At 45.1% G+C, this 25387-nt stretch carries 36 protein-coding genes and 2 pseudogenes; 33 read left to right on the top strand and 5 right to left on the bottom strand.

Features of this window, described 5'->3' with window-relative positions:
- Window positions 1-49: 49 nt before the first annotated feature.
- The 28 genes and pseudogenes from rplC to KT990_RS10725 all read left to right on the top strand — a co-directional run bounded on the left by rplC (window position 50) and on the right by KT990_RS10725 (window position 14944).
- Window positions 50-688, top strand: coding sequence for a 50S ribosomal protein L3 (gene rplC, locus KT990_RS10590; protein WP_005094152.1), 639 nt, complete (start codon window positions 50-52; stop codon window positions 686-688).
- Window positions 689-699: 11 nt separating this feature from the next.
- Entirely contained in the window at window positions 700-1302 is a 603-nt protein-coding gene (gene rplD, locus KT990_RS10595) for a 50S ribosomal protein L4 (RefSeq protein WP_005094150.1), read from the top strand.
- On the top strand, window positions 1299-1619 hold the full coding sequence (rplW, locus tag KT990_RS10600; protein ID WP_005094149.1) for a 50S ribosomal protein L23: 321 nt from the start codon (window positions 1299-1301) through the stop codon (window positions 1617-1619). Before rplD ends, rplW begins: the two co-directional genes overlap by 4 nt.
- An 11-nt stretch (window positions 1620-1630) precedes the next feature.
- Complete coding sequence (rplB, locus tag KT990_RS10605; protein WP_005094148.1) at window positions 1631-2455, top strand: 50S ribosomal protein L2; 825 nt, start codon at window positions 1631-1633, stop codon at window positions 2453-2455.
- Between the two features lie 19 nt (window positions 2456-2474).
- Complete coding sequence (gene rpsS / locus KT990_RS10610; protein WP_004281508.1) at window positions 2475-2750, top strand: 30S ribosomal protein S19; 276 nt, start codon at window positions 2475-2477, stop codon at window positions 2748-2750.
- A gap of 11 nt (window positions 2751-2761) precedes the next feature.
- Window positions 2762-3091 carry a 50S ribosomal protein L22 gene (gene rplV / locus KT990_RS10615; RefSeq protein ID WP_001982638.1) on the top strand — a complete coding sequence of 110 codons (330 nt, stop codon included), beginning with the start codon at window positions 2762-2764 and terminating at the stop codon, window positions 3089-3091.
- A gap of 1 nt (window position 3092) precedes the next feature.
- Window positions 3093-3909: pseudogene (gene rpsC / locus KT990_RS10620) on the top strand (30S ribosomal protein S3).
- The gene (gene rplP / locus KT990_RS10625; RefSeq protein ID WP_004281506.1) at window positions 3849-4262 is read left to right on the top strand and encodes a 50S ribosomal protein L16; all 414 of its coding nucleotides are present in this window, start codon (window positions 3849-3851) and stop codon (window positions 4260-4262) included. Before rpsC ends, rplP begins: the two are co-directional and overlap by 61 nt.
- The gene (rpmC, locus tag KT990_RS10630) at window positions 4262-4459 is read left to right on the top strand and encodes a 50S ribosomal protein L29 (protein WP_004281505.1); all 198 of its coding nucleotides are present in this window, start codon (window positions 4262-4264) and stop codon (window positions 4457-4459) included. Before rplP ends, rpmC begins: the two co-directional genes overlap by 1 nt.
- Window positions 4456-4713 (top strand): 30S ribosomal protein S17, encoded by a 258-nt coding sequence (rpsQ, locus tag KT990_RS10635; protein ID WP_004281504.1) that lies wholly within the window; start codon window positions 4456-4458, stop codon window positions 4711-4713. Before rpmC ends, rpsQ begins: the two co-directional genes overlap by 4 nt.
- A 91-nt stretch (window positions 4714-4804) precedes the next feature.
- Window positions 4805-5173: a 50S ribosomal protein L14 gene (rplN, locus tag KT990_RS10640; RefSeq protein ID WP_005094147.1), complete on the top strand. Its 369-nt coding sequence runs from the start codon at window positions 4805-4807 to the stop codon at window positions 5171-5173.
- Between the two features lie 9 nt (window positions 5174-5182).
- Window positions 5183-5500 (top strand): 50S ribosomal protein L24, encoded by a 318-nt coding sequence (rplX, locus tag KT990_RS10645; protein ID WP_004281502.1) that lies wholly within the window; start codon window positions 5183-5185, stop codon window positions 5498-5500.
- A gap of 16 nt (window positions 5501-5516) precedes the next feature.
- On the top strand, window positions 5517-6053 hold the full coding sequence (gene rplE, locus KT990_RS10650) for a 50S ribosomal protein L5 (protein ID WP_005094146.1): 537 nt from the start codon (window positions 5517-5519) through the stop codon (window positions 6051-6053).
- 9 nt (window positions 6054-6062) lie between these two features.
- Window positions 6063-6368 (top strand): 30S ribosomal protein S14, encoded by a 306-nt coding sequence (gene rpsN / locus KT990_RS10655; RefSeq protein ID WP_004732275.1) that lies wholly within the window; start codon window positions 6063-6065, stop codon window positions 6366-6368.
- 12 nt (window positions 6369-6380) lie between these two features.
- Window positions 6381-6776, top strand: a complete 396-nt coding sequence (rpsH, locus tag KT990_RS10660; protein WP_005094144.1) for a 30S ribosomal protein S8 — start codon at window positions 6381-6383, stop codon at window positions 6774-6776.
- 13 nt (window positions 6777-6789) lie between these two features.
- A complete protein-coding gene (gene rplF / locus KT990_RS10665; protein ID WP_005094142.1) occupies window positions 6790-7323 on the top strand; it encodes a 50S ribosomal protein L6 in 534 nt (177 codons plus the stop codon).
- Between the two features lie 14 nt (window positions 7324-7337).
- Window positions 7338-7688: a 50S ribosomal protein L18 gene (gene rplR, locus KT990_RS10670; protein WP_004281497.1), complete on the top strand. Its 351-nt coding sequence runs from the start codon at window positions 7338-7340 to the stop codon at window positions 7686-7688.
- Between the two features lie 2 nt (window positions 7689-7690).
- Entirely contained in the window at window positions 7691-8188 is a 498-nt protein-coding gene (gene rpsE, locus KT990_RS10675) for a 30S ribosomal protein S5 (RefSeq protein WP_004281496.1), read from the top strand.
- Window positions 8189-8194: 6 nt separating this feature from the next.
- Window positions 8195-8371, top strand: a complete 177-nt coding sequence (gene rpmD / locus KT990_RS10680) for a 50S ribosomal protein L30 (protein ID WP_005094139.1) — start codon at window positions 8195-8197, stop codon at window positions 8369-8371.
- A 3-nt stretch (window positions 8372-8374) separates the two neighbouring features.
- Entirely contained in the window at window positions 8375-8815 is a 441-nt protein-coding gene (gene rplO, locus KT990_RS10685; RefSeq protein WP_005094137.1) for a 50S ribosomal protein L15, read from the top strand.
- A gap of 45 nt (window positions 8816-8860) precedes the next feature.
- Window positions 8861-10180, top strand: coding sequence for a preprotein translocase subunit SecY (gene secY, locus KT990_RS10690; protein ID WP_171063316.1), 1320 nt, complete (start codon window positions 8861-8863; stop codon window positions 10178-10180).
- A gap of 20 nt (window positions 10181-10200) precedes the next feature.
- Entirely contained in the window at window positions 10201-10317 is a 117-nt protein-coding gene (gene rpmJ, locus KT990_RS10695) for a 50S ribosomal protein L36 (RefSeq protein WP_000867907.1), read from the top strand.
- Between the two features lie 105 nt (window positions 10318-10422).
- A complete protein-coding gene (gene rpsM, locus KT990_RS10700) occupies window positions 10423-10779 on the top strand; it encodes a 30S ribosomal protein S13 (RefSeq protein ID WP_004281492.1) in 357 nt (118 codons plus the stop codon).
- Window positions 10780-10798: 19 nt separating this feature from the next.
- Window positions 10799-11185 (top strand): 30S ribosomal protein S11, encoded by a 387-nt coding sequence (gene rpsK, locus KT990_RS10705; protein WP_004281491.1) that lies wholly within the window; start codon window positions 10799-10801, stop codon window positions 11183-11185.
- Between the two features lie 12 nt (window positions 11186-11197).
- On the top strand, window positions 11198-11824 hold the full coding sequence (gene rpsD / locus KT990_RS10710; RefSeq protein WP_005094132.1) for a 30S ribosomal protein S4: 627 nt from the start codon (window positions 11198-11200) through the stop codon (window positions 11822-11824).
- A 16-nt stretch (window positions 11825-11840) separates the two neighbouring features.
- Entirely contained in the window at window positions 11841-12848 is a 1008-nt protein-coding gene (locus KT990_RS10715; RefSeq protein ID WP_005094131.1) for a DNA-directed RNA polymerase subunit alpha, read from the top strand.
- Between the two features lie 18 nt (window positions 12849-12866).
- Window positions 12867-13232: a 50S ribosomal protein L17 gene (gene rplQ, locus KT990_RS10720; RefSeq protein WP_004281488.1), complete on the top strand. Its 366-nt coding sequence runs from the start codon at window positions 12867-12869 to the stop codon at window positions 13230-13232.
- Between the two features lie 221 nt (window positions 13233-13453).
- A complete protein-coding gene (locus KT990_RS10725) occupies window positions 13454-14944 on the top strand; it encodes a flavin-containing monooxygenase (protein ID WP_180001115.1) in 1491 nt (496 codons plus the stop codon).
- 60 nt (window positions 14945-15004) lie between these two features.
- On the opposite strand, the gene KT990_RS10730 is transcribed toward KT990_RS10725, so the two are convergent.
- A complete protein-coding gene (locus tag KT990_RS10730; RefSeq protein ID WP_159138628.1) occupies window positions 15005-16177 on the bottom strand; it encodes an acyl-CoA dehydrogenase family protein in 1173 nt (390 codons plus the stop codon).
- Between the two features lie 183 nt (window positions 16178-16360).
- Between KT990_RS10730 and KT990_RS10735 the strand changes: the two genes are divergently transcribed.
- From KT990_RS10735 to KT990_RS10755, 5 genes are all read left to right on the top strand, one after another.
- Window positions 16361-16618: a succinate dehydrogenase assembly factor 2 gene (locus tag KT990_RS10735; RefSeq protein WP_005094125.1), complete on the top strand. Its 258-nt coding sequence runs from the start codon at window positions 16361-16363 to the stop codon at window positions 16616-16618.
- Window positions 16611-16997, top strand: coding sequence for a hypothetical protein (locus KT990_RS10740; RefSeq protein WP_218208774.1), 387 nt, complete (start codon window positions 16611-16613; stop codon window positions 16995-16997). The genes KT990_RS10735 and KT990_RS10740 overlap by 8 nt, the downstream gene beginning before the upstream one ends.
- 536 nt (window positions 16998-17533) lie before the next feature.
- Window positions 17534-18574, top strand: a complete 1041-nt coding sequence (locus KT990_RS10745; RefSeq protein ID WP_180050811.1) for a hypothetical protein — start codon at window positions 17534-17536, stop codon at window positions 18572-18574.
- Window positions 18575-18641: 67 nt separating this feature from the next.
- Window positions 18642-19214 (top strand): rhombosortase, encoded by a 573-nt coding sequence (gene rrtA / locus KT990_RS10750; RefSeq protein ID WP_100329352.1) that lies wholly within the window; start codon window positions 18642-18644, stop codon window positions 19212-19214.
- A gap of 197 nt (window positions 19215-19411) precedes the next feature.
- On the top strand, window positions 19412-21694 hold the full coding sequence (locus KT990_RS10755) for a TRAP transporter large permease subunit (RefSeq protein ID WP_218208775.1): 2283 nt from the start codon (window positions 19412-19414) through the stop codon (window positions 21692-21694).
- 59 nt (window positions 21695-21753) lie between these two features.
- On the opposite strand, the pseudogene KT990_RS10760 reads toward KT990_RS10755, so the two are convergent.
- From KT990_RS10760 to KT990_RS10775, 4 genes and pseudogenes are all read right to left on the bottom strand, one after another.
- Window positions 21754-22399, bottom strand: a pseudogene (locus tag KT990_RS10760) (DMT family transporter).
- A 53-nt stretch (window positions 22400-22452) separates the two neighbouring features.
- On the bottom strand, window positions 22453-22887 hold the full coding sequence (locus tag KT990_RS10765; protein ID WP_100535175.1) for a hypothetical protein: 435 nt from the start codon (window positions 22885-22887) through the stop codon (window positions 22453-22455).
- An 18-nt stretch (window positions 22888-22905) separates the two neighbouring features.
- Window positions 22906-23115 carry a YheV family putative zinc ribbon protein gene (locus KT990_RS10770; RefSeq protein WP_171063315.1) on the bottom strand — a complete coding sequence of 70 codons (210 nt, stop codon included), beginning with the start codon at window positions 23113-23115 and terminating at the stop codon, window positions 22906-22908.
- Between the two features lie 40 nt (window positions 23116-23155).
- Window positions 23156-25210 (bottom strand): M3 family metallopeptidase, encoded by a 2055-nt coding sequence (locus KT990_RS10775; protein ID WP_218209383.1) that lies wholly within the window; start codon window positions 25208-25210, stop codon window positions 23156-23158.
- Between the last annotated feature and the right edge of the window lie 177 nt (window positions 25211-25387).

Here is a 25387-nt window from a genome sequence, read left to right on the forward strand (position 1 = left end):
TAATTAACACTCTAAGTTAATTAGGCCGCTTTTTTAGAGGTTTATGCACATGGCTATTGGTTTAGTCGGTCGCAAGTGCGGTATGACACGTATCTTTACAGATGCTGGTGTTTCTGTGCCTGTTACAGTGATTGAGGTTGATCCTAACCGCATCACTCAAATCAAAACGCTTGAAACTGATGGTTATCAAGCGATTCAAATCACTACTGGTGAACGTCGCGAATCTCGCGTAACTAACGCTCAGAAAGGCCACTTTGCGAAAGCAGGTGTTGCAGCTGGTCGTCTAGTTCAAGAATTCCGCGCTACAGAAGCTGATCTTGAAGGTCGTGAAGTTGGTGGTACGCTTACCGTTGAATTGTTCCAGGTTGGTCAAGTTGTTGACGTAACTGGTCAATCTAAAGGTAAAGGTTTCCAAGGTGGTGTTAAGCGTTGGAATTTCCGTACGCAAGATGCAACTCACGGTAACTCGCTTTCTCACCGTGTTTTAGGTTCTACTGGTCAAAACCAGACTCCTGGTCGCGTATTCAAAGGCAAAAAAATGGCTGGCCATTTAGGTGCTGAACGCGTAACTACACAGGGTCTTGAGATCGTTGCTATCGACACAGAACGTTCAGTTCTTGTTGTTAAAGGCGCGGTTCCTGGTGCTACTGGTGGCGACGTAATCGTTCGTCCTACGATCAAGGCCTGAGGGGAAATAACGTGAATTTAAATACTGTTTCCGGCTCTGCTGTTGAATTATCAGAAGTTGCGTTCGGTCGTGAATTTAATGAAGCTCTTGTTCACCAAGTGGTTACAGCTTATTTAGCTGGTGGCCGTCAAGGTTCAAAAGCTCAGAAATCACGTGCAGACGTTTCTGGCGGTGGCCGCAAGCCATTCCGTCAAAAAGGTACTGGCCGTGCTCGTGCTGGTTCTATTCGTAGCCCAATCTGGGTTGGCGGTGGTAAAACTTTTGCTGCTCGTCCACAAGACTGGTCTCAAAAAGTAAACCGTAAAATGTACCGCGGTGCTATGCAATGCATCATGGCTGAACTTGTTCGTCAAGATCGCCTAATTTTAGTTGATGAGTTTGCTGTTGCAGCTCCAAAAACTAAAGAATTGCTTGCAAAGCTTAACGACTTGAATGCAACTCGTGCATTGATCGTTACCGATGCTGTTGATGAGAACTTGTATCTTGCTGCACGCAATATTCCACACGTAGATGTGGTTGATGCTGCTGCAATCGATCCTGTTAGCTTGATTGCGTTCGACAAAGTTGTTATGTCTGTAGCTGCTGCTAAGAAAATTGAGGTAGAACTCGGATGAACAACGAACGTATCTATCAAGTCCTGCAAGGACCTGTATTCTCAGAAAAAGCACAAGTTTTAGGTGAAACTGCTGGTGTTCAAGTGTTTAAAGTTGCTATCAATGCAAACAAGCTTGAAATCAAAAAAGCAGTGGAACAACTCTTTGGTGTAGAAGTTGTTAAAGTTAACACGACTATCACTAAAGGTAAGTCTAAACGCTTTGGTAAAACATTAGGACGTCGTTCTGATGTTAAAAAAGCATACGTCACCCTGAAAGCTGGCCAAGATGTTGAAATGGCTGACTTGGGCGATACCGCTGAAAGCACAGCGGAATAAGGACGAGAATTATGCCTATTCAAAAATGTAAGCCAACGTCTCCAGGACGTCGCTTTGTAGAGAAAGTGGTTCATGATCACCTTCACAAAGGCGCACCGTACTCTCCGTTGGTTGAAGCTAAAAAACGTACTGGCGGCCGTAACAACAACGGTCACATCACGACTCGTCACGTTGGTGGCGGTCATAAGCAGCACTACCGTCTAGTTGACTTTAAGCGTAACAAAGATGGTATTCCTGCAACTGTAGAGCGTATCGAATACGATCCTAACCGTACTGCACACATTGCACTTGTATTGTATGCTGATGGTGAACGTCGTTATATCATCGCTCCTAAAGGCCTTCGCGCTGGCGATAAAGTACAGTCTGGTAACGATGCTCCAATTCGTCCAGGTAACTGCTTGCCGCTTCGCAACATGCCAATCGGTTCTACTCTTCACAACATCGAACTTAAAATCGGTAAAGGCGCGCAGATTGCTCGTTCAGCTGGTACTTCAGTTCAGCTGTTGGGTCGTGACGGTTCTTACGCTATCGTTCGTCTACGTTCAGGCGAGATGCGTAAAATTCACGTTGAATGTCGCGCTGTGTTAGGTGAAGTATCTAACTCGGAAAGCAACCTTCGTTCGCTTGGTAAAGCTGGTGCATCGCGCTGGCGTGGTGTTCGTCCTACCGTTCGTGGTATGGCAATGAACCCGGTTGACCATCCGCACGGTGGTGGTGAAGGGCGTAACAAAGGTATTCAACCTGTAAGCCCATGGGGTCAAAAAGCTAAAGGGTACAAGACACGTACCAATAAGCGTACGACTAAGATGATCATTCGCGACCGTCGCGTTAAGTAACAAGTAAAGGAATCTGACAATGCCTCGTTCTCTGAAAAAAGGCCCATTCGTCGATGCGCACTTGTTCGCTAAGGTTGAAGCGGCTATCGCGGCTAATAACCGTAAGCCGATCAAAACTTGGTCGCGTCGTTCGATGATCCTACCGGATTTTGTTGGTTTAACAATTTCTGTACACAATGGCCGTAACCACGTTCCTGTGATCGTTTCTGAACACATGGTTGGTCACAAGCTTGGTGAATTTGCACCAACTCGTACCTATCGCGGTCACGGTGTTGACAAGAAATCTAAACGTTAATGGGTGCTATGATGGAAGTAACTGCTAAATTACGCGGTGCCGCTATCTCGGCACAAAAAGCTCGTTTGGTTGCAGATCTTATCCGCGGCAAATCTGTTGCGCACGCGCTTAACATCCTTAACTTCAGCAACAAAAAAGCTGCAGTTCTAGTTAAGAAAGCGTTGGAATCTGCGATTGCAAACGCTGAACACAATAACAGTTTAGATGTAGACGACCTTAAAGTTTCTACGATCTACGTTGATGAAGGCATGAGCCTGAAACGTATTATGCCACGTGCTAAAGGCCGTGCAGATCGTATTACTAAGCGTACTTGTCACATCACCGTTAAGGTAGGGGTTTGATATGGGTCAGAAGGTTCATCCAATCGGTATCCGCCTAGGTGTTGTGAAACGTCATAACGCTAACTGGTATGCGAATCCGAAACAATACGCTGAATACTTGCTTAAAGATCTTCAAGTTCGTGAGTTTTTAATCAAAAAACTTAAAAACGCGATGATCAGCAACATTCTTATCGAACGTCCTACAGGCGCTGCTAAAGTAACTATTAGCACTGCGCGTCCTGGTATCGTAATCGGTAAAAAAGGCGAAGATATTGAGAAACTACAACGCGAATTAACATCTATCATGGGTGTTCCTGCGCAAGTAAGTATCAATGAAATTGATCGTCCAGACTTAGACGCGCGTCTAGTTGCTGAAGCAATCGCTTCTCAATTGGAAAAACGTGTAATGTTCCGTCGTGCTATGAAGCGTGCGGTACAAAACACAATGCGTGCTGGTGCTAAAGGTATCAAAGTAGAAGTTTCAGGCCGTTTAGGTGGTGCTGAGATTGCTCGTACTGAGTGGTATCGTGAAGGTCGTGTACCTCTACATACGCTTCGTGCAGATATCGACTATGCGACTATGCGTGCTGAGACTACTTACGGTACGATTGGTGTTAAAGTTTGGATCTTCCGTGGTGAGATTTTGGGCGGCATGAAACAAGTCATGAACCCAGCTCCAGCAGAAGAACGTCCAGCTAAACGCGGTCGTGGTCGTGGTGAAGGTCAAGAGCGTCGTGGTCGTCGCAATGATCGTTCTGCTGAAAAAGGAGAATAATCCATGTTGCAACCTAAGCGTACTAAATTCCGTAAAGTGCAGAAAGGCCGTAACACTGGTCTAGCACACCGCGGTAGCACAGTATCTTTCGGTACTATTGCACTTAAATCAGTTGAACGTGGTCAAATGACTGCGCGTCAAATTGAAGCAGCGCGTCGTACAATTAGCCGTCGTATTAAGCGTGGTGGTAAGATCTTTATCCGTGTATTCCCGGACAAACCGATTACTTCTAAGCCGCTTGAAGTGCGTATGGGTAAAGGTAAAGGTTCTGTGGAATATTGGGTTTGCCAAATCAAACCAGGTAAAGTCTTGTACGAAATTGATGGTGTTAACGAAGAATTGGCTCGTGAAGCGTTTACGCTTGCAGCAGCTAAGCTTCCGTTTAAAACCGCTATCGTGACTCGGACGGTAATGTAATGAAAACTAAAGATCTACGTGAAAAGTCGGTAGAAGAGTTGACAGCTTTGCTTGATGAGCAACAGCTTAACCAATTCCGTCTTCGTATGGCGAAAGCAACTGGTCAATTGGGTAAATCGCATGAAGTTGCACTTACTCGTCAGACGATTGCTCGTATTAAGACCCTCCTTACCGAAAAACAGGGGAACGGACAATGAGTGATAAAACAGTCCGCACGTTAACTGGCAAAGTTGTAAGCGACAAGATGGATAAATCTATCGTTGTTCTTATTGAACGCCAAGTTCAACACCCGTTGTATGGCAAATTAATCCGCCGTTCAACAAAATTACATGCTCATGATGAGAACAACACAGCGAAAGCTGGTGATGTTGTAACCATTAAAGAAAGCCGCCCAATTTCTAAAACTAAGTCTTGGACTCTAGTTGAAGTTGTTGAAGCAGCTGCTGAGTAATTAACGTTCTTGTTGCATCATCGGTCAATTTCGAGTACTCTTTGAGCCTTTCGAAATTTCGACCGGTGTTGCTCGGTTTTGGAGTAGGGCAATGATTCAGACCGAAACTATGCTCGACGTAGCAGACAACAGTGGTGCACGCCGCGTACAATGTATTAAAGTACTTGGTGGCTCGCATCGTCGTTATGCTTCTGTTGGCGACATTATTAAAGTTACTGTAAAAGAAGCAATTCCACGCGCACGTGTTAAAAAAGGTGACGTGATGAATGCAGTTGTGGTTCGTACAAAATTCGGTATCCGTCGTGCAGACGGTTCAGTGATTCGTTTCGACGATAACGCTGCTGTTATTTTGAACACCAACAAAGCGCCGATTGCAACTCGTATTTTCGGACCAGTGACTCGTGAACTTCGTACTGAACAGTTCATGAAAATTATTTCATTGGCTCCTGAAGTTCTATAAGAGGCGATCATGGCTAAGATTAAAAAAGGCGATCAAGTAATTGTGATCGCAGGTAAAGAAAAAGGCAAACAGGGTACTGTTCTGTCTGTTTCTAATGACCGTGTTAAGGTTGAAGGCCTTAACTTGGTGAAGAAGCACCAAAAGCCGAACCGTGCTACAGGCGCTGAAGGTAGCGTTGTAACTCAGGAAGCTTCGCTTCATATTTCAAACGTGGCAGTTTTTAATGCTACAACCCAAAAGGCTGACCGTGTTGGTTACCAAGTGATTGATGGCGTGAAAACTCGCGTATTCAAATCAAATGGTGAATCAGTGGCGGTAGCGAAGTAATAGGTTGATATAGGCCATGGCCAGACTTAAAACACGTTACAATGACGAACTTAAAGCTCAGTTATTAGAGACTTTAGGCGTTAAAAATGTGATGGAAATTCCTCGCATCACTAAAATCACGATCAACATGGGTGTTGGCGCAGCTGCTGCTGACAAAAAACTCCTTGATGGTGCTCTTTCAGATATGCAAGCTATCGCTGGTCAAAAACCAGTACTTACGTTAGCTCGTAAATCAATCGCTGGTTTTAAAATCCGTGATGGTTGGCCGATTGGTTGTAAAGTTACTTTACGCGGCGAACGTATGTACGAATTCTTAGACCGTTTGATCTCGATTGCGATCCCTCGTATCCGTGACTTCCGTGGTTTCTCTGCGAAATCATTCGACGGTCGTGGTAACTACTCAATGGGTCTTAAGGAACAGATCATGTTCCCTGAAATCGATTTTGACAAGATTGATCGTATTCGTGGTATGGACATTACCATTACTACGACTGCTCGCACCGATGACGAAGGCCGTGCGCTTATGCGTGCATTCGGCTTCCCGTTCAAATAAGAGGTCGATATGGCTAAGAAAGGTATGATTAATCGCGAATTGAAACGCGAAGCTACTGTTGCTAAATACGCTGCAAAACGTGCTGAATTAAAAGCTGTTATTGCAAACGTAAATGCATCAGACGAAGAACGTTTCGAAGCGATGATGAAATTGCAAGCATTACCACGTAATGCATCTCCAGTACGTCTACGTAACCGTTGTGGTTTAACTGGTCGTCCGCATGGCTATTTCCGTAAGTTCGGCTTAAGCCGTAACAAATTACGTGAAACAGTAATGCAAGGTGATGTACCTGGCGTTGTTAAGGCAAGCTGGTAAGGAGCACTATAAATGAGTATGCAAGATACCGTTGCCGACATGCTAACACGTGTTCGTAACGCACAAATGGCGAAGAAACAAACTGTTTCTATGCCTAATTCTAAGTTGAAAGTTGCAATTGCTAACTTACTTCAACAAGAAGGTTACATTTCTAACGTAGAAGTTGCGGAAGCTGAAGGCAAACCAACTTTAACAATTACGTTAAAATATTTTGAAGGCAAGCCAGTGATTGACACTGTGAAACGCGTAAGCCGTCCAGGTCTACGTCAGTATCGCGGTAAAGATGCACTTCCAAGCGTTAAGCAAGGTTTAGGTATTGCAATTGTTTCTACAAGCAAAGGCATCATGACTGATCGCGCTGCACGTGCTGCAGGCGTTGGTGGTGAAGTTATTGCTTTTGTTTCTTAATAGGTGATTCCTCATGTCTCGTGTGGCTAAAGCCCCAGTAACTGTACCGAATGGTGTAACAGTTACTCAGAACGGCCGGCAGGTCGAAGTGAAAGGCACTAAAGGTACATTGTCTTTCAACCTGCATGCGCTGGTCGAGCTTAAACAGGAAGACGGTACTCTGGCTATTGCTCCAGTACAAGAGTCGAAAGACGCTTGGATGCAAGCTGGTACTGCTCGCGCTGTGCTTAACAACCTTGTAAAAGGTGTTAGCGAAGGTTTCGAACGTAAGTTACAGCTTATCGGTGTTGGTTATAAAGCTGCGGTTAAAGGTGATGTTGTTCATCTTAACCTTGGTTTCTCTCACCCGATCGATTATGCACTTCCTGCAGGTGTAACTGCTGAAACTCCAACTGCAACTGAAATCGTACTTAAATCTGCTGACAAAGCAGCTTTAGGTCAGGTTGCTGCAGATATCCGTGGTTACCGTCCACCAGAGCCGTATAAAGGCAAAGGTGTTCGTTATTCTGACGAAGTTGTACTTCGTAAAGAAGCTAAGAAGAAATAAGGCGCGAGGTTCTTATGAACGAAAAGAAACAATCCCGTTTGCGTCGTGCGAAAAGCACACGCTTGCACATCCGTGCATTGGGTGCGACTCGTTTGTGTGTAAACCGCACTCCGCGTCACATCTATGCTCAAGTTATCTCTGCAGATGGTGGCAAAGTATTAGCGCAAGCTTCTACTTTAGACGCTACTCTACGTGCAGGTACAACTGGTAACGTTGAAGCAGCTCAAAAAGTAGGTGCTTTAATCGCAGAACGCGCTAAAGCAGCTGGTGTTACTAAAGTTGCATTTGACCGTTCTGGTTTTAAATATCATGGTCGTATCAAAGCCTTGGCTGATGCTGCTCGTGAAAACGGCTTGGAGTTCTAATCATGGCTAAAGTTGAACAAAACGAAGGTCTTGTTGAAAAGCTGGTTGCCGTTGATCGTGTAGCCAAAGTTGTTAAGGGTGGTCGTATCTTCTCTTTCACAGCATTAACTGTTGTGGGTGATGGTAATGGTCGCGTAGGTTTTGGTCGTGGTAAAGCACGTGAAGTTCCAGCTGCTATCTCTAAAGCACTTGAAGCTGCTCGTCGCAACATGATTACTGTTGACCTTGTTGATGGTACGTTACAGCACCCAATTCATGCACGTCATGGCGCTAGTCGCGTATTCATGCAGCCTGCCTCTGAAGGTACAGGCGTAATTGCTGGTGGCGCTATGCGTGCAGTTCTAGAAGCTGTAGGTGTACGTAACGTTTTGACTAAATGCCGTGGTTCTACTAACGCTGCTAACGTAGTTAACGCAACTTTCAACGGTTTGCGTGATATGACTACTCCTGAGAAGGTTGCTGCGAAACGTGGTCTTTCAGTAGAACAAATTCAAGGGTAATCAATCATGAAAACGATTAAAGTTACCCAGACTAAATCTGCATCGCACCGCTTGAAAAATCATAAGCTGAGCCTGCAAGGTTTAGGTCTGCGTCGTATTGGTCATACTGTAGAAGTGCAAGATACGCCTTCTAACCGTGGTATGATCAACCAAGTCTACTATATGGTTAGTGTAGAGGAATAAGCCATGACTCTGCGTTTAAATACAATTGCACCTGCAGAAGGTGCTAAACGTGACAACCTTCGTGTAGGCCGTGGTATCGGTTCTGGCGTTGGTAAGACCGGTGGCCGTGGTGTCAAGGGTCAAAACTCACGTAAGAGCGGTGGTACTCGTCCAGGTTTCGAAGGCGGTCAAACAGCACTTTATCGTCGTTTGCCTAAATTCGGCTTCACTAGCCAATTGGCTTTGAAAACTGCTGAAGTACGTTTATCTGAGCTTGCTAAAGTTGAAGGCGACATCGTGTCTCTAGAAACTTTAAAAGCGGCGAACGTTGTACGTAAAGACATGATCCGTGCTCGTATCGTACTTTCTGGTGAAATTACTCGTGCATTCACTGTTCAAGGTGTTGCGTTGACTAAAGGCGCTAAAGCTGCTGTTGAAGCTGCTGGCGGCAAAGTCGAGGAGTAATCCCCAGTGTCTATGACTCCTAGTTCTTCAGGTCATGTCAACATGATGAAAGGCCAACCATTTCATGTGAAATACCGTGAAATTATTCGTCGAATGATGTTTCTCATTGGTGCGTTGTTGGTGTTTCGGCTAGGAGCGCATATTCCAGTACCGGGCATCAATAATGCGGCCCTAGAAAACCTGTTTAATGCAAACCAAGGTACTATCCTTGGTTTGTTTAACATGTTTTCCGGTGGTGCATTAGAACGAATGTCTATTCTTGCTCTTGGGATCATGCCCTACATTTCTGCATCGATTATCGTGCAGCTGATGTCGACAGTGGTTCCTTCGCTGGAAGCTTTGAAAAAAGAAGGCGAGCAAGGCAAACGTAAAATAAATCAATACACACGACAAGGCACATTATTTCTGGCGCTTGTACAAGCGATCGGGATGTGTGCAGGCTTGATCAGTCAGGGGATTACCCTGAATACTGGTTTGGCTTTTTATATTCCTGCAGTAACCTCATTGGTTGCGGGAACCATGTTCTTGATGTGGTTGGGTGAGCAGATTACCGAACGTGGGGTGGGGAATGGTATTTCCATGATCATCTTCGCGGGTATTGTTGCCGGATTGCCTAATTTAATTATGCAATCTTTGTCATCTGTAGATAATGGCCAGACCAGCCTGATTGGCTTGGTAATTTTTGGTCTGTTGTCTCTGGGTGTTTTGGCAGCCATCGTGTTTATCGAGAAAGCGCAGCGTCGTATTCCGGTCAACTATGCTCAAAAACAACAAGGTCGTCGTGTATTTACTGCACAGCAGACACATTTGCCATTGAAAATTAATATGGCGGGTGTGATTCCGGCAATTTTTGCCAGCTCATTGCTGTTGTTCCCTGCGAGCTTAGGCCAGTGGGTGGGTAGTGCAGATCCGAATGCCGGATTTATTCAGCGTAGCCTGCAAGATGTAGCATTGGTATTGTCGCCTGGTCAGCCGTTGTATTTGGTGCTCTTTGGTGCGTTAATTATCTTTTTCTGTTACTTCTATACAGCACTGGTATTTAGTCCTAAAGAAGTGTCAGAGAACTTGAAACGCAGCGGAGCTTATGTGCCTGGTATACGTCCAGGTGAGCAAACTGCTCGTTACTTAGATCATATTCTCAGTCGTTTGACATTTATTGGCGCGATTTACATCACCGTCATTTGTTTGATGCCGATGGTGTTGCAAAGTTCATTTGGTATTCCATTCTATTTGGGTGGTACTTCTTTGCTGATTGTTGTGGTAGTAGTGATGGACTTTATGGCTCAGCTGCAGTCACACCTCACCTCGCACCAGTACGATAATCAAACGTTAATGAGAAAAACGACAGCTCATCCTAAGGGATAAGCGCACTTAGAGGTTTCATCATGAAAGTACAAGCTTCTGTTAAGAAAATTTGTGGTAGCTGTAAAGTTATCCGTCGTAATGGGGTTATCCGCGTAATTTGTAGCGCAGAACCTCGTCATAAGCAGCGTCAAGGTTAATCTGATTAAGACCTGTTGATTTCTGTAGGCGAATTGGGTTATTATCCGCCCCTCAAGATTTTTGTGGGGCGGTTGATTATCTACTGCCTTTTTGGAGAAAATTGAATGGCTCGTATTGCCGGTGTAAACATTCCGGATAACAAGCACGCTGTTATCTCTCTAACGTATATCTTTGGTATTGGTCGCCATACTTCAAAAGCTATTTTAGCTGCTGCGGGTATTGCTCCAACGACTAAGATCCGTGAATTAGATGACGCTCAGCTTGATGCGATTCGTGCAGAAGTTGCTAAGGTTCCGACCGAAGGTGATTTACGTCGCGAAATTTCCATGAACATTAAACGTTTAATGGATTTAGGCTGCTATCGCGGTCTTCGTCATCGTCGCAGCTTGCCTGTCCGCGGTCAACGCACCAAAACTAACGCTCGTACCCGTAAAGGTCCGCGCAAACCTATTAAGAAATAAGATTTCTGGAAGCTAAAAGATGGCTAAAGATACTCGCGCACGCAAGAAGGTCACTCGTACCGTCTCTGAAGGTGTCGCACACATTCACGCTTCTTTTAATAACACCATTGTGACTATTACCGATCGTCAAGGTAATGCACTGGCTTGGGCCACTTCAGGTGGACAAGGCTTCCGTGGATCACGTAAATCAACTCCGTTCGCTGCTCAGGTAGCTGCTGAAGTTGCTGGTAAAGCTGCTTTAGACTACGGTTTGAAAAACTTGGACGTCCTTGTAAAAGGTCCTGGTCCTGGTCGTGAATCTGCGGTTCGTGCTTTAGGTGCAGTGGGTTATAAAATTAACAGCATTACCGATGTGACGCCAATCCCGCACAACGGTTGCCGTCCACCTAAAAAACGTCGCGTGTAAGGAGAAACATTCATGGCTCGTTATATTGGTCCAAAATGCAAACTCTCTCGCCGCGAAGGGACAGACCTGCAACTTAAATCAGGCGTTAAACCGTTTGATGTAAAAACTAAAAAACACGCTAAAGCTCCTGGCCAACATGGTGGAGCTCGTGGCGGTAAACAGTCTGAGTACTCACTACAATTACGTGAAAAACAAAAAGTACGTCGTATGTACGGTGTTTTAGAGCGTCAATTTAGTAACTACTACAAAGAAGCTGCTCGTGTTAAAGGCGCAACTGGTGAAAACTTGTTGAAGCTACTTGAAAGCCGTCTTGATAACGTTGTTTATCGTATGGGTTTCGGTTCTACTCGCGCAGAAGCTCGTCAGTTAGTATCTCACCGCAGCATCACTTTGAATGGCCGTCGTGTTAACATTGCGTCTATCCAAGTTAAAGCGGGTGATGTGATCGCAGTTCACGAAGGCGCTAAACAACAATTACGTATCAAAAACGCAATTGAATTAGCAACTCAACGTGGCATGCCTTCTTGGATGGAAATCGACCATTCTAAATTAGAAGGTACGTTCAAAGCTGCACCGGATCGTTCTGATTTACCTGCTGAAATCAACGAAAGCTTGATTGTAGAATTGTATTCTAAATAATCCTTGAGGAAGCAATATGACGCGTACTGCAAATGAGTTTCTAACTCCGCAAGCGATCAAGGTCGAAGCGGCAAGCGGGACCTCGGCAAAAGTTATTCTAGAACCTTTAGAGCGTGGCTTTGGTCATACTCTGGGTAATGCTTTACGTCGCATCCTTCTTTCTTCTCTACCTGGCGCAGCTGTGGTAGAAGTTGAGATTGAAGGGGTCGAGCACGAGTACAGTACTTTGGAAGGCTTGCAGCAGGACATCGTCGAGCTCTTGCTGAACCTAAAAGGATTGTCGATTAAGCTGTTCGATCAAAATGAAGCATACTTAACATTAGAGAAACAAGGTGCAGGCGACGTAACTGCGGCTGACCTTCGTTTACCTCATAATGTTGAAGTGGTTAACCCTGAACATTTGATCGGTACTTTAAGTGCCTCAGGCTCATTGAAAATGCGTCTGAAAGTTGCTCAAGGTCGTGGCTACGAGACTTCTGATTCACGCTTCCCAGAAGGCGAAACTCGCCCAGTGGGTCGCTTGCAGTTAGATGCTTCTTATAGCCCAATCAAACGTGTGTCTTATACAGTGGAAAACGCTCGTGTAGAACAACGTACTGACCTTGACAAATTAGTCATTGATCTTGAAACCAATGGTACTGTAGATCCTGAAGAAGCAATCCGCAAAGCGGCAACAATCTTGCAACAACAAATTGCAATCTTTGTTGACCTTCAGAAAGATCAAGCACCTGTGGCTCAAGAGCCGCGTGAAGAAGTTGACCCAATCTTGCTTCGCCCAGTAGATGATCTAGAGCTAACTGTTCGTTCTGCTAACTGTTTGAAAGCAGAAAACATTTACTACATTGGTGATCTTGTACAGCGTACTGAAGTTGAGTTGCTTAAAACTCCTAACTTGGGTAAAAAATCGCTTACTGAGATCAAAGATGTTCTGGCTTCTAAAGGCTTACAACTCGGCATGCGTTTAGAGAACTGGCCACCGGCTAGTCTCCGTATGGACGATCGTTTCGCCTATCGTAGCCGTTAATTAAGTAGGACTATCACCATGCGTCATCGTAATAGTGGTGTGAAATTAGGCCGTACAAGCAGCCATCGTAAAGCGATGTTCCAAAACATGGCTAACTCTTTGTTCGAGCACGAGTTGATCAAAACAACTGTGCCTAAAGCGAAAGAGTTACGTCGTGTAGCTGAGCCTTTAATCACTTTAGCTAAAAACGATACAGTAGCAAACCGTCGTTTGGCGTTTGCTCGTACTCGTTCAGCAGCAACTGTTGGTAAATTATTTACCGTTCTTGGCCCTCGTTACAAAGAGCGTAACGGCGGTTATCTACGTGTTCTTAAAGCGGGCTTCCGTGCAGGTGATGCTGCACCGATGGCTTACGTTGAGCTAGTAGATCGCGAAGTTAACTAATTTCGTGAAGAATAACGCGAGTTGTTCGAAAAGGTCGGTTGAATAAACCGGCCTTTTTTAATGTCTGAAATTTATTTTCAGGTATTTGCATCATGCAGAACTAATCTGAATCTGGCCTGAAAAGATAAAAAAATAATGGCTTTTTATCAAACTTGACATTGTGTATTGTCAATTTTGTGATTTAATAAAAACAGATAGTATCGCTTAGGTAAAAGAACAATATGGAAAAGCAAATCGATATTTTAATTGTGGGTGCGGGGATCTCGGGAATTGGTCTGGCAGCGCATCTTTCTAAACATTGTCCGCAGCGCTCATTTGAAATTATTGAGCGACGTGCCAGCATTGGCGGAACTTGGGATTTATTTAAATATCCGGGAATTCGTTCTGATTCGGATATGTCGACCTTTGGTTTTAATTTTAAACCCTGGAAAAAAGCCAGTGTACTTGCCGATGGCGCTTCGATTAAGGGCTATCTGGCCGAAGTAGTAGATGAATTTAATCTGGAATCGAAAATTCATTATCAACACCGTGTGTTAACCGCCAACTATGATTCTATGACCTGTAAATGGTCAGTAGAGATTGAGGATGAACACAGCAAGAAGCAGATCTGGATTGCGAATTTTGTACTGAGTTGTACCGGTTATTACAATTATGACCAAGGTTTTCAGCCTGAGTTTCCAAATCAGGAGGCTTTTAAAGGTCAATTCATTCATCCGCAGCATTGGCCGGAAAATTTAGATTATCAGGGCAAAAAAGTGGTGATCATTGGTAGTGGTGCCACCGCGATTACTTTAGTTCCAGCGATGGTCAAAGGCGGCGCCGGGCATGTGACCATGTTACAGCGTTCTCCGACCTATATCGCTTCAGTGCCCTCTATTGATATGATTTATGCAAAGATGCGGCAGTATCTACCAGAAGATGTGGCCTATAAAATTACCCGTGCCCGGAATATTGGGATGCAGCGCGGAATTTATGCCCTGGCACAAAAACAGCCAAAACTGTTAAAAACGCTGTTACTTAAATCCGTGCAGTTTCAGCTCAAAGGTAAAGTGGATATGAAACACTTTACCCCGAATTATGAGCCGTGGGATCAGCGCCTATGCGTGGTGCCGGATGGTGATCTGTTTAAAATTTTACGTGAAGGGCAGGCATCAGTTGTAACCGATCAGATCGAAAGCTTGACTGAAACCGGCATTCAGCTGAAATCGGGTCAACATCTGGAGGCAGATATTATCGTTTCAGCCACAGGCTTAAATATCCAGATTCTTGGTGGAATTCAGGCGACGATTGATGGTCAACCTGTCGATACCTCACAACATATGCTGTATAGAGGCATCATGGTGAGTGATGTGCCGAATATGGCGCTAATTATTGGTTATATCAATGCCTCTTGGACTTTAAAAGTGGATATTGCCGCTGAGTACATTTGCCGTTTGCTGAACTATATGGATCAGCAGGGCTATGCTGAAGTCATCGCTCAGGGTGATCAGACTGAATTGCTAGAGGATACTGTGATGGGTAGTCTCAGTTCGGGCTATATTGCCCGTGCCGCAGATGTGATGCCAAAACAAGGTAAACATGCACCGTGGAAAGTCAGCAACAATTATCTGGCAGATCGTAAGGAACTCAAACAAGCTTCGTTTGAAGATAGGGTGCTGAAATTTAAAAAAAACAGCAAGGCTCTCAAACATAAACCGCGTCTGGTCTCTTAAAGTCGGATATCGAACTAAAGAAAAAGGAGTCCTGAGAGACTCCTTTTTTATGCGTCCAGTTTACAGTGAACGTGCAATCAGTTCTTTCATGATTTCGTTGGTACCAGCATAAATCCGGTTGGCGCGGTTGTCGATATAGGCCCGGGCAATTGGATATTCCAGCATATAGCCATAACCACCATGCAATTGCAGGCATTCATCTACCACCTTGCTACACATTTCTGAAATCTTGTATTTGGCCGCAGCAGCGGCATCGATGCCTAGTTCTTGCTTGAGTTGCAGCTCCATGCAGCGATCCAGATAAGCGCGACAAAACTCGATTTCGGTACGCATTTCTGCCAGTTTAAAGCGGGTATTCTGAAAATGGCTAATACTCTTGCCAAAGGCCTGACGTTCCTTGGTGTATTTCACTGTATGTGCGAAAGCAGCTTCAGCGCCAGCCTGACACATAATTGCCACAATCAGGCGTTCCCAGGCCAGTTCTTTCATCAACATCATAAAGCCCATGCCTTCCAGACCGAGCAAGTTTTCTTGTGGTACGCGTACATCGTCAAAGAACAGCTCGCAAGTATCCTGGCCTTTCATGCCGATTTTATTCAGCGGTTTAGCTTTGCTAAATCCGGCCCGGTCGGCTTCGACCATAATCAATGAGAGATTGGCCGAGCCTTTGTCACTATGACCGGTCTTGCAGACCACAATCGCCATATCACAGAGATAGCCATTGGTAATAAAGATCTTGGATCCATTAATCACATAGTCATCGCCATCCAGTACCGCAGAGGTACGTACTGCTTGCAGGTCAGAGCCGGTTCCTGGTTCGGTCATGGCAATCGCGGTGACGACTTCTCCAGACGCCATTTTGGGTAACCACTGCTGTTTTTGAGCATCATTGCCAAAGTTCAGCAGGTAATTGGCGACAATATCTGAATGTAATGAAAACCCCGTGGCTGAATCACCAGCATAAGCCTGTTCTTCAATCAGAATCATGCTATACAGCCGGTCTACCCCAGAGCCGCCATATTGCTCTGGCATGGTGGCGCAGAGTAGTCCCAGTTCACCCGCTTTAGTCCAGAGCTCTCGATCCACATGCTGTTGCTTTTCATAGCGCTCGCTATGCGGAATAACTTCCTTTTCATAAAACTTGCGTACGGTTTGACGAAATGCTTCATGTTCGGCAGTAAAAAGCTGGCGGGGTAGCATCGGGGCAAGCGGGCGAATGGCTGCAGATTGCATCTTGTTATTCCTTATTCTGATCTGTTTGCTTTAAAGTAGGTCAAGCATAGATCAGCAACAATGAGCGGAATGTTCAAATAACTTAAATATGCTGATGCTTTTGGTCATTTGTATGAAATCCCTCGAAATTCAGCGATGGCTTCAGGTAAACTATTCCGGTTTATAACGAATTGGGGAAATTCGATGACTGATGACATCACCTTAGAAGAGCGCAAAGTGATTTATCGCGCGCGTCGTGGCCTAAAAGAGCTGGATGTGTATTTTGATCCCTACGTAAAAAACTACTACTTAACTGCTGATCCGTTTGAAAAGCAGATGTTTGCTGAGTTGGTCGATCAGGAAGATCCAGATCTGCTGGACTGGTTTATGGAAGTCTCTGAGCCGCCGCGTCCTGAATTAAAAGATTTGATCAAGAAGCTTAAATTTTACGTTCATGGATAATCGCTGTTTCAAGCTGAAACGCAGTTATTGTGCACTGGCGTTTCAGCTTTTTATTTTTGCACTGTTGATGTACCTGCTGTATCAGCTACTGCCAATTACAATTTGGCTATTGTGTGCTGTGATGGGACTGGTGATTTATCAGCTGTTTTATCGCAAGACGCCCCAGATTGAACAGTTTGAATATCTGGATGCACGTGAATGGTCATTGACGGCCAAATCTCGGCCCACCTGTCGGGTATGTGTTAGTCATGTGATTGATCATCAAGCTTATATTGTGGTGTATTTTCAGCACGCCAAGGCTCAGCCTTTATTGATCTGGTGTGACCAATTGCCGCTAAAACAATGGAAATCCCTGAAAGTTCTGACCAAACTTATCTAGTTGTCAGACAACGCTATTTTAATCACTTGATTGAAATTTCAATAAAACAGATACTTAGATCATTAACGCGCTTTCATTGTCAGACAAAAAATAATAATGACTTATCAGTAAGATAAATTGTATGACAATTTCCCACCTATGTTTTATTTTTAGCCTGTACATTGAACGCACCAACAGCAAATACGAGAGAACTCAATAGAATCTCCAGTGTGGATGTTTTTGATCGTAGTGATTGTTTCAGCTTTGGGGGTTGGACAATTCGCGACGGTGCTGAAGGATAAATTTTCATCTTAATCAAGCAGAGTTATTACCGGCTCTCTGTTTGTACAGTTAATAAGTAGCATGTGCTGAACCGTCGCAATGCTACTTTTTTTTGCCCAAAATTTGGGAATTCAACAGATCAAGTCAATTGCAGTCGGCCAGTTTGATGGCACAGTGTCTGGTCCGGATTAGAGTAAATACTCTTTTATTCACAAAATGCTTCTGATATCTTTAGCAGAAAGATGGACATAATCACAATTATAGAGGACAGGAAAATGTCAGGCGTCCGTAAAATATGCCAAGGTATGGCGACCATTGCAATAACAACAACAGTATTAACGGGGTGTTCCCATGTCATTAAAACCGGTGCCAATGTCGCACTGGGTTTTACCGAAAACCATATTGTCCCGCCAATTTTAGCCATGGATGATGCCGAGATGGTCTGTAATTCAGGCAATTCTCTAACTCCGGCCATCATGGCAACCAAAGAAATGGGAGCGGATCCGACCCGGGTAGCCGTATTGATGTATTCGGCTGCCGGCATTTGTGCCGAGCAAAAGGCGCTGGAAGCTGAGTTACGCTATTTGCGGGCTTCAAAATCCAACCAGGTAGCGGAAGCCCAAGATGCGCGAATCGAGCAGAAGCGCTGGGCGGCTCTAGCGGCACAGCGTCAATATACCGGTTATCAATTGTTCCAGAGCCGTTATGAAAAAAAATATCAAAAAGCCTTGGGTGAAGAATGTCCGCGCATGAACAGCGATATGGAGCAAACGGTTTATCTGCTGGGCATGTTGAGTGGTTTACAAGCCATGACCAATGATATTAATTCAGGCGGCGCAGTGCATGTGCCCAAAGATATCGCTGCCGTGGTCGAGCGTGGTATGACCTGTCTGGATAATGCCAAATTCTGGGGAGCACCGAATGCTACGCGTGCTGTGATCTGGACTTTATTGCCAGGTGCAAGCGATGGTAAACCTGATCCTTACCAAACATTAAAACAATCTACACAAATTGGTGAGCAAAAAGGTGTACGTTTATCGCACGCTTTATATGCTGTAGCAGCACAGGCCAGTGGTGACGATGCCAAAATCCGCGATGCTTTAAAAACCTTTGCGCAGGCCCGTACTGAGGAAAAGCCGGTAAATCCACAATTCAAACTGATCGACAGTATGGCAGCGATTATGGTTGGTGGAATTTCAGACCGTTACTGGACAGAAAATACTGGTGTGCGCAGCGCCGATGATGGCATGCAACGTTTCTGGGATGAATCAGACAGCTCTTCGGAACTCGATGACCTGTTCAGTTCAGACCTGTAACCCAGATAGCCTGCATAGAATTTTAAGGATGAAATTAAACTAGATGGTTAGGGAGAAGCATAAGCTGATGCTAGATCAACATGTTCGACGAAAAATTATTTTTCTAGCGGCTTTTGTCTCTCTCTGTGCATGTCTGCAAATTTTCAAGGATAGTTTCATCTACTGGCAAGAGAGTTTGCTCAGTGAGTTTTGGCGACTGTGGACGGCACATTGGGTACATGTGGGGTGGACCCATTATTTCCTGAATATTCTCGCTTTTATCTGTCTGCCTTTTATTTTTCCACGCGCTACTCTATGGCACTTTTCTGCCATTTTACTGATCTTGCCACCTTTGATCAGTTTAAGTTTTTATTTTTTCTTACCCAATATTGAAGCCTACGCTGGCTTGTCGGGTGTACTGCATGGTGCCTATGTTGCCGTTGCCTGTGTACATTTGCTGTATAAGCGGGAACGCAGTTTTGCTGCACTGGTGTTATTTTTGATCTTTGGCAAACTGGTCTGGGAAAATACCATTGGCAATGTGGGGACTGCACAGCTGATTGGCAGTCCGGTCTTGGTCGAAGCACATTTGCTCGGGGTAATTTGGGGAGTGATGTTGGCGCTGGCCTATATTGTCAGCAACTATTTTCGGGATAGCTAAAGTGAAGCAATGAATAAAGCACTTGGCAGAAAAAACAAAAAGAAAATATAAATTGTCATTTTTATTGTGCTGATTTTGATGCAGAGTCAAAACATAGAATAAAAATCCTGACCTTTGAAAAGGAATTTTCGGGGACAGAAGGGAAGATCAGCGTCCTAGAACAAACACAGGCCGCTAAAATAAAAATAGGAATATACATGCAAAATGATGATCAAAACAGATCAGGATTAGGTCTGTTGCGTTATATCTGGACAGAGTGGATCTCGACCTTCGTGGTGCTGGTGTTGCTTTTGCTTACACTGATTATTGGTACTGGAGAAATGATTCACGGCCAGTTGCTGCGCATGGGGGAGCGTCTCTATGGCGATCCGGCAACCGGGATGCAATATTCATTTTTACGTGCTGAACCGACACGTCCACAATGTGAACGCAATATCAATGTCGATCAGCGTGTTCAGCAGCAGATGAAAGCCGATGCAGCCGATGAATATGCCGATTTCTTCGGGGTGCGTTCGGAAGCGGATGTCCGTGCTGCGGTGTTACAGGCACAGCAGGTCTGTGAAGAATCCTACCTGTTCTATGATAAAGCCATTCAACATGTGGAAGCTCATCCAAGTATTCGGGCTTATCGGACGTTTGAAACCTCTTTCTTTGGTATCTTCAAGTTTGGTACAGAAAACCGGGCTTTGCTCTTGGTTATCATGGTGGTCTTTGCTGCGATCAGTGCCACCCTAAAAACTCATCATATTGGTTTACGTAGCCCGAGCACACGTATCGACTTTAAAGTTTATTCGGTCGCCATGCTGGTTGCTAATGCTTTCCTGGCATTTTCATCCTATAGCCAATATCAGTCCGTATTGAACTCGGGCGTGCCGATGGGAGAGATGAAATACATCTACTGGTTGTGGATGATTCTGTTCAGCACCCTCACATTGATCAGCTTGTATCAGGTGATCAAACAACCAAAACCAACGCGTGAGGGCGGCAGTTTTGGTCTGGCCTTTCTGAGTGTACCGCTATATGCCTATATGGCCATTACGACCGGAATAAATTTCACTTTCTTTATGGACTATCCAATGGGACAGGGGATTTACCTCGGTCAATTGGTAGAGTTTTCTAGTATCTTCCTGAATCTGGCCTTGTTTATCTGGGCCGGTATGTTGCTGAAACAGACCCGTGTCGTGGACATGTTCCTGAACATTCTGCGTCCCTGGAATTTGGCACCTGAAACCCTGACCTGGCTAATCTTGCTGGCAGCTGCATTACCGACTGCCTATACCGGAGCATCAGGGATTTTTGTAATTGCCGCAGGTGCGATTATTTATAAGGAAGTCTGGAATGCGGGTGGACGCCGTCAGTTTGCACTGGCAGCCACCGCAATGTCCGGCTCAATGGGCGTAGTCTTACGTCCTTGCTTGCTGATTGTCGTCGTGGCATCACTCAATAAAGAAGTGACCACCGACTTGCTCTATCACTACGGGATTTATGTCTTCCTGCTCAGCTCGACTTTATTCCTGGTAATTTCCCTGTTCTTTGCAGAAAACAAATTCCGCATTGCTGCGCCTACTGTGGCTGCTCCTCAATCCGGTCGTGCCTTCATGGCGATTATTCCATATATCGTGATTTTCATTCTGATCTGGTTATTCTATAAATATGCCTTGTCGACTGACCTGAATGAATTTACCGCACCGGTGATGATGCCAGTCATTCTGCTGATGATTGTCCTGTTCGATAAGTTACGCCATGAACCTGCGCCGTTGCCGGCAGTGGGGCATTGGGATGAAACCTTGACCGCAACTTTAAACTCAAGATCGACACCTGAACTGGCGACAGCCGGTGCCGCGGCCAATGCAGAATATCGTGAAGCTGAACATAGCGAACAACCAGGCAAAGAGCTGGTTGTTGATCATGCTGTGCAGCGTTCAAAAGCGACTGAAATTTTGCGTCATGTCGGTTTCTGGAAGTCCATGCATATTTCGACCAGTGAGACCGTGGGACATATTGGTGCTCTGGTCATCCTGATGGCACTTTCGGTGAGTGTGGGTGGCTTGCTAGAACGTATGGAAATTATGGAAGCCTTCCCGACCGATATCAGTAGTACCATTCTGGTGATTTCACTGATTGTCGGCTTAATGATTTTTGTCGGGATGATCATGGATCCATTCGGTGCGGTGATTCTGATCTCGGCAACCGTGGCTCCAGTGGCTTACCAATACGGTATTCATCCGGTACATTTCTGGATGATTACCCTGATTGGTTTTGAACTGGGTTATGTGACGCCACCGGTTGCGCTGAATCATTTACTGGCCAGACAGTCGATTGGTGATGCCGAAGTGGCCGAAGCGGATGCAGAAGTACGACACCTGTCTTTCTACTACCGTTATGAACGCTGGATTTTGCCGGTGATAGTATTGCTGCCTGCGATGCTGATTATTGCCTATGTGCCTTATGTCTTTAAGCTGTTCGGCTGGTATTCATAAAAGATAGACACTAAAAAAGCACCTACGGGTGCTTTTTTAATTTAATCTGAATTCTTGGCTCAGATTTTAGATGAATTCAGGCGCTTTTGCAGGATTGGGCTACACAGCAGAATCGCGCAGAAAATCAATCCTAATCCGATCAGGCTATATAGATCAGGAACCTCCTGCCAGAACAGAAAACCCCATATACCGGCAAAGAAAATCACCACATAATTCACCGGCCCAATTTGTCCTGCCGACGCCAGTTTGTAAGCATTTGACATCAATAACTGACTGAAATTGGCCAGAATGCCGACAGTAATCAGATAGCTGAGTTCTGTCAGGGTATAGGGCTACCCCACCCAAAACATCGGAATCACTGAAATCAGGCTGCCAATCAAACAGAAATAAAATACGATTTTTTCTGGAGATTCTGTTTTGGTCAGCGCTCGAACTGCAACAAAAGCCATATATGGTAATCAGACCGACCACCGCACGCCAGGTGTGCATCCACAGTTTTTCAGTTTTAAAAAATCCGCGACCTTGGTTGAAAATGAAAGGCAGGAAAATAAACAGCCCGACTACATTACGGAAGAAAACCACAGTAGCATGATCAACCGTTTGTGAGGCATAACAGATACATACGCCCATCACTGAAAATAAAAAAGCAGAGCAGGTCAGTAAAATAATGGCTTTGAATAGTAGTGAGGTGGCTGTGGTAGACATGGAGACAATTTGGCTAGAAGATCTACAGATCTTCTAGCCGAAATGCATCAAGATTATTGGCCTTGAGCCAATTGTGCTTCGAGTAGCTTGATCTGTTCCTCTTTCAATTGAATGAGCTGGTCAGCATCGCTGTGCTGCGCATCTAGCGTGGCTTTTTGCTCATTGAGCTGAACTTGAATATCGGCTAATTTGGCCATCTCTTCGTTGGCCAAAGTAGAATTTTCCGGCACTGGCGCTTTTAACAGGCTGCCGCTGATTAATGCTTTGGTCTCGAGTGCCTCAGCCGCATTGCTTGCATCTGTATCTTCTTCAGTTGTCGCTGTAGATGTGGTTGCCGGAACAGCTGCGATTTCCTCCTGTTGCATGCGTTGTGTCTCCTTCGAAGGTGCATTCAACCATTGATAGAGCAGCACCAATACAACGACAGTAACTAAAGCCCCCATAATCCCCATTAAAAGTTTGGGGTTATTTCTTTGTTCTACTGACATAGCTTGAACCTTGATTTTTTATTTTGCTGAACGAGGTTTAAACTGAATCACGCCAATTTCATCTGGAACAGCTGGTGTTTCTGGTTGGTCAACATGTGTGGGACGATTTTCTTCATAACCACACTCGATACATTCAATCCACTCATCTTCACCAGAGGTCAGCATGACGACGCGATCTAACGCCTGACATTTTGGACATTTTGCGCCTGCAATGAAACGACGTTTAATGGTCATCATACTCACCTTGTGATCAACTTAAAAAGCTAGTTTAAGCGTTTTTAGAGCGGTTCGTCCAACCTTGATGACGTAGCAATGCATCTATTTTGGGCTCGCGTCCGCGGAAATTGATAAATGCGTCAAGTGCTTGATCTTTTCCGCCAACTGCGAGGATATTTTCCCGAAACTGTTTTCCAGTGGTGGTATTAAAAATCCCTTCATTTTCGAAACGGTCGAAGGCATCACTGGCCAAAACTTCGGCCCATTTATAGGAATAATATCCCGCTGCATAACCACCGGCAAAGATATGACTAAAGCTGTGCTGAAAACGGTTATAGTCGGTGGTGGGCAGAACTGCATATTTTTCACGAATTTCATTCAGTGTGGCCTGAACCTGTTCCGCATTTGAAGCCGGATTGGCACGGTGAATACTCAAGTCAAACAAGGCAAATTCAAGCTGACGTAGGGTTTGCATGCCGGATTGGAAGAAACGTGCATCGAGCAGGGCTTTGAGCAGGTCGGCCGGCAAAGATTCCTTGGTTTCAATATGTTCACTGAGCAGATTCAGACTGTCCTGATCCCAGGCCCAGAATTCCATAAACTGGCTTGGCAGCTCCACGGCATCCCAAGCCACGCCATGCGTACCTGCCACCGCGATATTGTCGACTTCAGTCAGCATATGATGCAGGCCGTGACCAAATTCATGGAACAGGGTAATCACTTCATCATGCGTGAGCAGTGCAGGTCGGTTGCCAACAGGTGGAGTAAAGTTACCCACCATATAGCAGATCGGTTTTTGCAGGCCATCACGTGTCTGCATGCGCGAACGGAAACCGCTCATCCAGGCACCACCACGTTTGCCTTGGCGCGCATACAGGTCAAAATAGAAACCGCCAATCACCTGACCTTGATCTTCCAGTTCGAAATAACGCGCCTCTGGATGCCAAACCGGCGCTTCACGTTCAATCACCTGAATGTCATACAGGCGATTGACAATACTGAACAGGCCTTGCAGGATTTTTGGTGCAGGGAAATAAGGTTTCAGCGCCTCCTGTGACAGGTTAAACTGCTGCATTTTCAGCTTCTCTGAATAATAGCCGCTGTCCCAAGGTTTCAGTTCATCAATACCATCTTCAGCGGCAATGGCTTTTAGTTCTGCAATTTCCTTGGTTGCCGGCGCACGGGCATGCTCTGCCAGATCACGCAAGAATTCGTCTACTGCTTCTACACTTGGCGCCATTTTGCTGGCCAGGGACAATTCTGCATAATTGTTGAAGCCGAGCAGCTTGGCCATTTCCTGACGTAAGCTGAGGATTTCTTCAATTAAGGCGGTATTGTCAAATTCAGTCTGTTCGGACTGATCTGAAGCGCGCGTGGTATAGGCTTTATACAGCTCTTCACGCAGTTCACGATGTTCCGCATGGGTCATGATTGCCAGATAAGACGGGAAATCTAGCGTAGCCACCGGCTGATCCAGCTCGCGTTGCTGGCCATATTGTTTTAACAGCTCAATATTACTTTCAGAGAGACCCGCTAACTCATCTTCAGCTAATGGTCTGAAATAAGCCTGAGTTGCATCCAGCACGTGGTTGGAGAAGTCCGAAGACAGTTGTGAGAGACGTGCAGAAATTTCCGCATAACGTTTCTTCGCTTCGCCTTCTAAGGCCACACCAGACAGTTTGAAGTCACGTAAGGCCAGTTTGATGGCACTTTGCTGGGCTGCAGGTAATTCATTAAAAATTGATGCATCATGAACATGCTGATAAGTTTGATACAGCGCCGTATGTTGACCTAGTTGTGTATAGTATTCGCTCAGACCCGGTAATAAGGCTTGATAGACGTCACGGGTTTCGGCATTGTTCATCACGGCATTCAGATGCGATAACACGCCCCAGGATTCACTCATATTATTTTCGAGGGTATCGACCTGTTCCAGAATCTCAAGTTGGGCCTGAACCGAGTCTGGCGTGTCAGTCAGTTCATTTAAAAACTTTTGTCCGGCTTGAATGGTTGTTTCAATTTTTTCTTTGAGATCGGCCAGGGTAATCTGATCAAATTGTGGAACAGGCAAAGTTGCCTTTTCTAAAGTCATGTCGGTCTGCCAAATTAATTTTCTATATTCAGTCTAGATGTAGGGCCTTTGGTGGGGGAAATCAAGGGAGTTAAAGTTTTTTCTCTAGCTTTGTATTTAATATTTTCAATTCTTTATTAATATTTTGAAGCTGTTCAATAAATCCACCATCAGATCAGGGTAAGGCTTCTAGTTCATTTATATCGATGATGG

Source organism: Acinetobacter sp. F9 (assembly GCF_019195275.1).
In the GTDB taxonomy this organism is placed as follows: domain Bacteria; phylum Pseudomonadota; class Gammaproteobacteria; order Pseudomonadales; family Moraxellaceae; genus Acinetobacter; species Acinetobacter pseudolwoffii.